10 protein-coding genes are annotated in these 9,793 nt (G+C 44.8%); 5 read left to right on the top strand and 5 right to left on the bottom strand.

The genetic code is table 11. The features are described 5' to 3' along the window. Positions 1 to 212: 212 nt before the first annotated feature. The 3 genes from BV390_RS29495 to BV390_RS29505 all read left to right on the top strand — a co-directional run bounded on the left by BV390_RS29495 (position 213) and on the right by BV390_RS29505 (position 3,274). Complete coding sequence (locus BV390_RS29495; RefSeq protein ID WP_004196353.1) at positions 213 to 1,553, top strand: IS1202-like element ISEsa1 family transposase; 1,341 nt, start codon at positions 213 to 215, stop codon at positions 1,551 to 1,553. Between the two features lie 273 nt (positions 1,554 to 1,826). Then, entirely contained in the window at positions 1,827 to 2,381 is a 555-nt protein-coding gene (locus BV390_RS29500; protein ID WP_004862036.1) for a TIR domain-containing protein, read from the top strand. A 56-nt stretch (positions 2,382 to 2,437) separates the two neighbouring features. Then, the gene (locus BV390_RS29505; RefSeq protein WP_004862033.1) at positions 2,438 to 3,274 is read left to right on the top strand and encodes a macro domain-containing protein; all 837 of its coding nucleotides are present in this window, start codon (positions 2,438 to 2,440) and stop codon (positions 3,272 to 3,274) included. A 40-nt stretch (positions 3,275 to 3,314) separates the two neighbouring features. Here BV390_RS29505 and BV390_RS29510 read toward each other — a convergent pair whose 3' ends face one another. Next, positions 3,315 to 4,106 (bottom strand): tetratricopeptide repeat protein, encoded by a 792-nt coding sequence (locus BV390_RS29510; RefSeq protein WP_042973673.1) that lies wholly within the window; start codon positions 4,104 to 4,106, stop codon positions 3,315 to 3,317. Between the two features lie 58 nt (positions 4,107 to 4,164). After that, on the bottom strand, positions 4,165 to 5,511 hold the full coding sequence (locus tag BV390_RS29515) for an ISNCY family transposase (RefSeq protein WP_077258062.1): 1,347 nt from the start codon (positions 5,509 to 5,511) through the stop codon (positions 4,165 to 4,167). A gap of 226 nt (positions 5,512 to 5,737) precedes the next feature. Between BV390_RS29515 and BV390_RS29520 the strand changes: the two genes are divergently transcribed. After that, a complete protein-coding gene (locus tag BV390_RS29520; RefSeq protein ID WP_004883463.1) occupies positions 5,738 to 6,370 on the top strand; it encodes a DUF6904 family protein in 633 nt (210 codons plus the stop codon). 28 nt (positions 6,371 to 6,398) lie between these two features. Here BV390_RS29520 and BV390_RS29525 read toward each other — a convergent pair whose 3' ends face one another. Continuing rightward, the gene (locus BV390_RS29525; RefSeq protein ID WP_004883460.1) at positions 6,399 to 7,802 is read right to left on the bottom strand and encodes an ISNCY-like element ISKpn21 family transposase; all 1,404 of its coding nucleotides are present in this window, start codon (positions 7,800 to 7,802) and stop codon (positions 6,399 to 6,401) included. A 149-nt stretch (positions 7,803 to 7,951) separates the two neighbouring features. On the opposite strand from BV390_RS29525, the gene BV390_RS29530 reads away from it, so the two are divergent. Beyond that, a complete protein-coding gene (locus BV390_RS29530) occupies positions 7,952 to 8,266 on the top strand; it encodes a hypothetical protein (protein WP_049245407.1) in 315 nt (104 codons plus the stop codon). A gap of 432 nt (positions 8,267 to 8,698) precedes the next feature. On the opposite strand, the gene BV390_RS29535 is transcribed toward BV390_RS29530, so the two are convergent. Beyond that, positions 8,699 to 9,301: an HAD domain-containing protein gene (locus BV390_RS29535; RefSeq protein ID WP_085397615.1), complete on the bottom strand. Its 603-nt coding sequence runs from the start codon at positions 9,299 to 9,301 to the stop codon at positions 8,699 to 8,701. Between the two features lie 2 nt (positions 9,302 to 9,303). Continuing rightward, positions 9,304 to 9,618 (bottom strand): hypothetical protein, encoded by a 315-nt coding sequence (locus tag BV390_RS29540; protein ID WP_227517263.1) that lies wholly within the window; start codon positions 9,616 to 9,618, stop codon positions 9,304 to 9,306. Positions 9,619 to 9,793: the final 175 nt, after the last annotated feature.

Consider the following 9,793-nt stretch of genomic DNA (forward strand, 5'->3'; position numbering starts at 1 on the left):
TCATCGCATAAGCAGTTGCTCGGTAATACCCAAAATAGCCGACACCGATATGCTGCATCAACATCTGGCAATCCCTCCTTTAGTGTTCTGAGGCAATTGCAATATCTGTGTGAACTTACACAGGAGATGTATGGGTCCTGTTAACACCAAGCTGTAATGTCCCCTTTGAACCATTCTAAAATGTCCCCAGACAATTCTCTGGGGGATTTTTCATGATCAAAGAGACTGTTACGATGAGTCATAAGGAACTCCACCGACTTCAGATTATTCAGGAGTCAATTAATCGACATATTACTCAGGAACAAGCTGCGGCACGCATTGGCATTTCTATTCGGCAGGTTAAACGTCTGGTGCAACGGTATAGAAATGAAGGGCCTTCTGGTCTGGTTTCCCACCGACGTGGAAAGCGTCCTAATAATTCCTTTTCTACTGAATTCAGAGCAACAGTAATTTCACTCCTCAAAGGCCGTTACGCTGATTTTGGACCTACGTTTGCGTGCGAAAAATTGCGCGAGATACACGGTTTATCTTTATCCGTTGAAACTCTCAGAAAGTGGATGATAGAAGAGGGGTTATGGCGTGAACGCCGTCGTAAAATTGCCCGTATATATCAACGCCGCATGCGACGACCATCTTACGGTGAACTGATCCAGATTGATGGCTCACCTCATGACTGGTTTGAAAATCGAGGCCCCAGATGTACACTGATCGTTTTCATTGATGATGCCACCAGTGCGTTGATGGCGTTGCGTTTTGTGCCTGCTGAAACAACCCGGGCTTACATGGAAACCCTCCGGGGTTACCTTAATGATCATGGCGTACCGCTCGCTCTCTACTCTGATAGACACAGTATATTCAGGGTAAATAACCCAGAGCGGGAAGGTGAGCTGACCCAGTTCACTCGTGCGATAAAGACACTGGGCATCGAGCCAATCCATGCCAACAGCCCGCAGGCAAAAGGGCGGGTAGAGCGCGCCAATCAGACACTACAGGACAGGCTGGTCAAAGAAATGCGGCTTCAGAATATCAGTGATATTGAAACAGCAAATGCATGGTTGCCGACCTTTATTGAAGCCTATAACAACCGGTTCGCTACGTCGCCTCGTACTACTGATAATGCTCATCTTGATGTGCACCATTCTGAAGAGGAACTGGGTTATATCTTCAGCCTACAGGCGAAGCGCGTTCTGTCTAAAAATCTCACTTTCCAGTACAAAAGCAGTGCGTTTCAGGTACGCAGTGAGGGCCGGGGATATCGACTTAGGCATTCGGTTGTTACTGTATGCGAGAACTTTGACGGTGAAATTAACGTTCTGTATGACGGGAAAGCGCTGGGCTGGGAAAAGTATGTTGATGGCCCGGAGCCTATACCACTGGATGATGAAAAGAGTGTCCATGAACGAGTGGATAATGCCCGTATTGATTTACGCTCAAAATACTATGTTAAACCTAAAGCTGACCATCCCTGGCTTACGCGCCGAACGCAAAGTCATCAGCAAGTTAAGCCCCCGAAGTTACCTAAAAAGAAGCCTGATCCCGATAAAAAAGATTGAAACCAAGATCGATTCGGTTGAGTGCATATCCATTCATAGGGTAGATTCTTAAGTCGCGTTTCTGGTGTTCATTTTCGGGTGGTTTGTTACTTGTTTTACCGGGGATATGCCAGAAACGCGCTGAGTCAGTCTGGGCTGTCAATGCAGTTTTAAAGTGTCACCTCTTTCTGCAACATAGAAATGGCACTTAAAGCTCATGTTTTGGTTGCGGTTCAACTTGTAAGGAGGTGTATAATTTCCTTGGGATTTTTCTAACAAAGAAGGATTACAGGAATGAGTGGGAATTACTGTGCATTTTATGTTGCTGAGCCTTTTCATGAGGGCGCTCTGGGAGCTCATGCTACGAAAGACTTCGTTTATTACAACACACTGAGAATGTGGAAAGGAGCGGACTCCGGTTTCCCTTTTACCAATTCACACGATACAACTTATAACGTTCGTGATGGCAGTAACTGGGAGCAAACTTTAATGCCTCGCCTCAGACAGCGTCTGCGGAATTCTAAGAATATTATTCTATTCCTGAGTGATCGAACTATAAATTCTCGCGCTCTACGAGAAGAAATTGATTACGGTATTAATTCCTTGGGGCTTCCTGTAATTGTAATATACCCTGACTATGACACAAAAGAAAGTTTGCTAGTTAACAACATTTTAAAGCAGCAAATACAAAATTTATGGTCTAAGATTCCCGCATTCAGAGATTCAATGCATTTAGTTCCCACGTTGCATATCCCAATGAATAAAGCTCTTATCAGACAATCACTGGCAGATAGTAAGTTTATGGTGAAAACCAAAACCGTTCCAGATGTATATAGATATAGCGCATAATGTAACTTAAGCGCCGATTGTGGCGCTTTGTTTTTGCATAGATATAGGAATATTAAATGTCTAAGGTTAGTCTCTGTGACAAGCAGGTTTTCAATGAGTTTAAGGGATATGCATCATTATTGTTCGGTTTTATCGGTGCAGTTGTTATTTTTGTCGACATTCCTGCAAATCAAAAAATTGCGGCAGGTTTAGCTTGCATTGCAGTGCTTATTATCGCCTATCTTTGGTTATGGTACAGAGCAAATAGCTTGAGGGAGATTAATCTAACTATTGAGGAAAGTACTGTTATCATTAAAACAGGAGATATCTTCAAACAGGAGGGTTTGAAAGCGATCGCTTTCAATGAATATTTTGATACTCAGGTTGATGAGCGAATTATTGCCGGAAGTAGTCTCAATGGTAAATTTATCAACGAACATTTATCTTGTACTGTAAGTGAGTTGGATGATTACATTAGTAACTATAGGTTCGATGCCGAAGAGATAAAAGATAGAAATGAGGAAAGGATTGAAGGTAAAAAGCAAAAATTTGAAATTGGCACTATTTGTGTTTATGGTGATTACATACTCACTGCGCTATCTAAGTTTGACGAGCACAATGTAGCTCATCTCACAATGCCTGAGTATTTAGGTTTTCTAATAAGTTTTTGGGATAAGGTTAATCGAGTCTATGCTCAAAAAAGTGTTTCTGTCCCAATCTTTGGGTCTGGACTTACAAGAATAAAAGGCCACAAAATTATCGATGAGCAAGATCTATTAAAGATAATGCTTTGGACTTTTAGGATAAGCGAAATGCGATTTAAACATCCAGCGAAATTAACAATAATGATCCATGAAGGGAAGATAGATAAAGTCAATCTTTTAGAATTAAAGACAGCAAGAAATGGCTTGTGATTAAATTAATGATGAAGGCCTAAGCAATGGCCTTCGTAAATTAAATACCATTGACAATCCATTCAATTGCACCAGGGGTGCGAATCCAGGTTTTTAAATTATTATTCACGTAATATATGGCTTCATCCATTTCACCTAACGTAATATATCCACTGTTAGACTTGGGCTGTAATCTGCACTTCGATAACAAGCCGGGGATGTGTCTATTAGAATCAATCGCAGCTTTAGCGATATCATTGGCATCTGGGGATGACTGCCGGTAGGCGAGGAGGGCGCGTGTATACTGAAGAAACGGGCGCATATCCCCAGGATAATCGTCCAGTAGCAAGGCCAGATCATCCACCATTTCAAGCTCAAGGTAATAGTTCGCTAATAAATGACGAATCCCCTGGTTATCGTTCGGGTTGAGCTTCAGCATTTCGCGGCAGTGAGCCATAGCCGGATAAAAATTACCTGACTCCCATAAGGCCTCAGCCAAAGCTGCTTTTGCTCTCATATATGGACGTGTTTCGACAAATCCCCAGAAACGTCCTGCGAACTCCTGAAAATCCTCGCCAAGAGCAATGCTGGCTGCGTACAAAGCCGTCTCCAGATTCCCGATTTTTGACTCAGGAGGTTCTTGAGATAACTCGCAGTAGAATGAGTATGCGTCAGCACAGAGCGGGGATTTCTTGATAGCTTTTCTGATGAGTTTCAGCACAACGTCCAGGTCATCAGTTTCCCAGGCATCGAACATGAACTCCTGAGCCGCAGCCAGATCCAGATGTAATTGCTCAGAACTGACAGCATTTTTATACAAATCAACGCGCTTTTTAGTCGGGAATTTAATCATCTCAAGTATCCTTTTGGGGGCTCACTGTTCCGGTACTTTGCAGCACTGATGGTCGATTCTATCGCTTTGAACTTGCCACAAACAAGCTCGGGTCTGCCAGAACGGGATTGATAGCCCGGAGCTGTTCCTGGACGCGCACCTGAGCCTTACGGCTGGGCGATTTTTTGCTTCGTTCCCGTTTGCCTTCGCTTTCCCGCTCATCCTGTTTTACCTGAGCCAGTCTGAGTACAGTCCCGAGACGTTTGTTATCGACAATCTGCCCCTGGTCGACACAGGCCAGCTTATCAAATGCCTGGCACTTAAGGCTCCGGTGTCCATAGTGGAAGGCGAGGGTGCCATCGGGATAGTCCAGTATTTTAATTTTTTCACCGGCAAGACGGCTATTTTCTTCTGTTGGGTCCATGAGATAAAGGATCTTATCGTACTGGAATGTCAGTGATTTCGACACGGTACGAACATCATGCCAGGCAAAGATGTCTCTTAACTCACCGGGGCTTTCCTGCACCGGACGATGCAAATCTTTCGGGAACCTGGCCGGACGTGAGAATCGGCGGTTAAAGTCTGCAATGAAAGTGGCAAGCCAGGCATTTGCAGCCTCAATGCCGGTAATACCTTCCAGACGCATTTCTTTGATCAGTCGATCCTGAAGCGTCTGATTCGCACGTTCCACGCGGCCTTTAGCTTCAGAGCTGTTGGCACATATAAGCTCGATTGCCAGGTCATAGAGCACACGTCCGAACTGGGTAACGGTGGTATTGCGGTTCTCCGGACCACTGACGCGAAATATTGCGTGTTTGTCACTGTACAGCGATACCGGTTTCCCATGCTGCTCAATGTATTCCCGGGTTGCCAGCATGTAGTCAAAGGCTGTTTCTGACTCGCTGAACCGCAAATGCATCAGGCGGCCGGTGGCATCATCGATAAATACCAGAAGGCAGCATTTTGGCGCACGGCCTTCAAACCAGTCATGGTGGGAGCCGTCGATCTGGATAAGTTCACCCAGGCAATCACGCCGATGTCGAGGTTGATAAACCCGTGACTTGCGACGAGCATGCGGAACCCAGAGTCCGTCCGACGTCATCCAGTTGCGGACAGTCTCGATTGAAAGCCGGATATCATGACGCTCTCTGAGTTTTTCTGCGGCCAGTGTGGGTCCAAAGTCGCTGTAGTTTTCACGTATTAGCGTGAGTACGCGTAGTTTGAGAGATTCGGTCAACCGACGGTTGCTGGGTTGACCGCGTTTGCGGCTGACAAGTCCTTCAGCACCAGAAACCCGGTAACGATTGATAAGCCGTTGCGCCTGACGTTCTGAGATGCCAAGCTGTGACGCTGCATCGCGACGGCGTAGGCGCTTTTCACAAACAGCCTGTATCACTGGCAAGCGATGAATTTCTTTATCTGACATGGTCACCAACATCCGTTGAGTCCCTTAGAATTGCATTCAGTTTAGCTTACTCTAAGGTGACGTTTCTATCTGGATAAAAAGTGACATTGCTAAATGGTTCTAACATGGGCTGTCAAAGCTCAATTGAAATGTCCTTTATCCGGCTCAATTAAAATGTCCACTTTGATCTCAGATTCTCTTTGCTGATAGACTTTCCTTCGACTGAAACAACAGGATGATTGATCTCATGCTTCGATACGAGTTAACGCCGAACAATGCAGGTTTTATACTGTGGGGAGATTCAGAAGCCCTGAATGAATTGCACGAACTCGTTCATTACATCGTGGATGAAAGCCCACTGATTAAAGTTAAAGACGGATTTATGTTATCCCTTGCCTATGATATTCGTAAAGCGCGGGAAGGTAATCGTCGTGTTGAGCAACATCAGTATGATCAACATGATACATATAAGCTTTATGGTGTTGAGATTTTATGGCCTCTGGTCCTGGTTCAGTCCTCAATACTCAGAAACTCAATGGGTTATATTCAGACAGACAAAAACCAGCTGTCTGTCATGTATGCCTTTGAATACCTGATAGAATCAGCATTAACAGAGTCTGACCGAACAACGTCGAATGATATTATGCAAACAGCAAAATATGCATCAGACTCTGATTTTAATTTCATTGAGGATAATATTGACAGCAGGTGCTGCTATTTTATCAGCTTATCTCCGGAGCAAAGAAAAAAGCAGTTAATCAGTATTGTTCGCTCTTTTGATTCATTATGGGGTAAGTATGCCCGTGAAAAGCAGGACATAAAGATGCTGAACGAAATGAATAATACATCATGGGTCTGGCCGGACAATATCAACTGGTGAGCAACAACCGTCCGGTCAGTGAGTACCATCAGCGGGCTCTTTTACCAAAAATATCCTCTGAACGTGACTGAAGCTGTTTGAGTGCTTCGAGCATGTCATCATTATCCAGTGAGCGCTGGGATTTCTTCCCTTCCTGCTTTGGCCGTCGTCGGGAAGGGCCATCACCAGCGGGAATTGACTGAGAGCGCGTGTTATCCCGCTTGCTCTGCACCAGACTGATAAACTCCAGGGTTCGGCCAAGACGCTTGTTATCGACAATCGCGCCCTGGTCGATTTCTGACAGTCGGTCGTAAGTAGAGTAGGGAAGTAACGTACCGTTCAGGCGCAGCTCTTTTCTGCCATCAGGATAGTGATACACATCGATATATTTACCTATTGCACGGCGACTCAGCTCGCTGTCTTCAATCAGGTACAACATTTTATCATATTGTATCGTCAACGATTTTGAGACTTTACGTTTTTCACGAACAGTGAAAATAAGCTCCAAGTCTTCATCATGTTCTACAGCACGGTGTACGTCAAAATCATGTCGCGGTACTTTGCCAAAACGGCGGTTATAGTCAGCCATATAGGCCTCAGCGAAGTCATTTGCAGCCTCCATTGAGCAAATGCCCTGTAACCGCAGTTCTTTTACCAGACGATCCTGTAAAGTCAGGTGAGCACGTTCTACACGCCCTTTGGCGGGGCTGGTTTCTGCACAGATAGTCTGGATGTTCAGTTCATGCATGGCTCGCCCAAACTGAGTATGTCCGTCTCCGCCTGTGGCGTGTTTATTGTTAACACGAAAAACACCAGCTTTATCGCTGTACAGTGCCAGCGGTTTACCATGCTTATCAATATAGCGCCGCGTGGCTTCAAAGTAAGAAAACGTGGACTCCGATTTAACAAACAACAGTTCCATCAGTTTGCTGGTTGCATCATCAACGTAGACCAGCGCTGTGCAGGCCGGGCCACGGCCTTCAAACCAGTCATGATCACAGCCGTCAATCTGTATCAGTTCACCAGTGCAAGGACGCCGGTACCGTGGTTGAGGGATCCTTGCGGCGCGTTGTTTACGGGGGATCCATAAACCAGCCCGGACCATGATGCGCCGGACTGTTTCTTTGCCAAGAAACAGTCCGTGGAGCTCTTCGAGCTTTTCACGCGCGAGAGTTGGACCGAAATCAGCATAACGCGTCTTGATCAGTTCCAGAGCCTCGTCTGCGAGCCCGGGAGGCAACTGACGGTTACCACGCATGCCACATCGTCTGCTGGCCATACCAAGCGGACCGCCTTCACGGTAACGAGCAAGAAGACGGCGGCATTGTCTGTCGCTGATACCAAGGTGCTCGGCCGCACGACGCGTTGTGATGCGACGTTCGATGACGTCCTGTATAATCTTAACCCGGTTGATCTCTTTCAAAGTAAACACTCCTGAGCTTTCTGCGCTCATGATATGCCTCCCGGTAGTTTAAACGGACCAGTGAAGCTTACCATAACGCGGACATCTGAATTGAGCCACAGGCGGACATTACTATTGAGCCCCTACATGGGCGGTGCGCGTAATGTACGTTATGTTAAATTTAGTCAGGAGACCATTCTGTGAATGTACATAAGGTATATGATACTATCAACCACTACCATTTAGATTGGTTGACCCCTGCTGGCGACTACCCAAAATCAGCTCTGATGGTGGTTGAATGCAAGGATGGCCGGTGGATGATAGTTCAGGAGTTTGGTGAAGAATATGGCTGCTTCGAAGGTGTGTTGAAGAATGATAGCGATCTTCATACTAAGCCTTCTTTTTATCCTGACTTCCGCAGTGCTGTGAAGTCCGCATTTGGAATGATGAAACGATTATACCCCCAGTACAACGACAAGCCCTTTAGTGACACCCTTTCAGAAATTACGGAATAGGTTTTTATATGGCCAATGCTCTTATGCCCGATTCCTACAATGGAAGATTAAGAGAATATGTGCGATGCGGCGGAACCAGAATGATGAAAGACCTTAATGCAAACATGACGACTCTAAACATTAAACATGCTGGCATGCTGATTCATGAGCTGGGGTAATGGTAGGTACACTTAGCCTTTGATGCAGCTGCAGAACGCTGGCTCTGACTGCCGGTGCCCACCCAGCAACGCATTCTTTCATTTGTACTGTTGAGATATTGCCTCGATTACCCCGTCTTACTATCATGCGCTAGTTCTACGATTTCTTTGCCCGGACATGTCCGGGAGCCGATTATCCATGGGTGGTTGTTCCTGCCCTGCCTGAATAACCGGCTTCAATTCTCTGTTCATCGCCCACAAAAAAAACTTATCTTTAATATTGTAATTCATTCCTTCATGTTAAGTACTGACAATATTTCATAATGACAGATGCTACTGTTTGGTCAGTCATCCCCTCACTGTAATTCGTTGACACCAGATTTTCGCACCCAGGTGGAAAACGGTGTGATTCATCATCAATGATAATAAACTTGTTGATCCCCATATGTCTGGCATGTAAAAGGCACTCTCTGTACCGAATATATTCCGTATCCTTTACTTCCTTAAGTGAAGGTGTAACACCTATTATTCTGTGTCTGAATGCTACCGGAAAAAGGTATTTAAGCCCTGCTAAAGTCATTGTTTCCCTCCAACTGCTGGACACGACTATTTGTAATTCTGGACATTGTTTTAAAATTTTTTCCAATAGAGGCATTCTTTCAAATGTCTCATTCATCCTTCGATGGAGGACTCCATCAAAATCAAGATAAAGCAGGACAGTACTTCCTGAACAATTGCAAGATGCTAGTTGAGGTGATCCTGTAAACTCTGGTGAGTTAATTTTTTTAGAACGTCTTTTAACTATACTGTCATATAGCATAGCACTAAAGATGATAATAACAACAACTGTTGCAAACATCACACCACCAGCAGAAAGTGAAAACAATGCCCCTGCCATTTTCACCCCCTTTTTACATCATACTTAACTTTAAGTTTAGCAAACCCATCAAACTCTTTATTTTTCAGTTTAAATTCATCATCTATAACATTCAGCTCACCCAACGAAGCGAACGGCGATAGAGATAATTTAATATCTTTTATTACGTCCGTATTATTTACCACTTTATTTATTCCTTTCATGGATTTGTCCAACCAAAAATGGCTGTCTGATATAAGTGATAGAATATACTGAACATCATCCTCTTTTTCGCACACAATATTTCTGCCATCAAACTGGACAGTGTCTTGATTGAAGTAAACAGCAAGGAACTGCAACTGAGCATTGCTTAAAGATAAGTTTTTGTAAACATCTTTTAGGCCGCCGGTGTACTCTGAATCCGCAATGGCTTTGTTGAATAAATCAGATTTCGGGTAAGTCTCCCCCGTAGCGGGTTGTGTTTTCAGGCAATACGCACGCTTTCAGGCATACCTGCTTTCGTCATTTTGTTCA

This window comes from Klebsiella sp. YJ (assembly GCF_002108615.1).
GTDB classification, from domain to species: Bacteria; Pseudomonadota; Gammaproteobacteria; order Enterobacterales; family Enterobacteriaceae; genus Klebsiella; species Klebsiella planticola.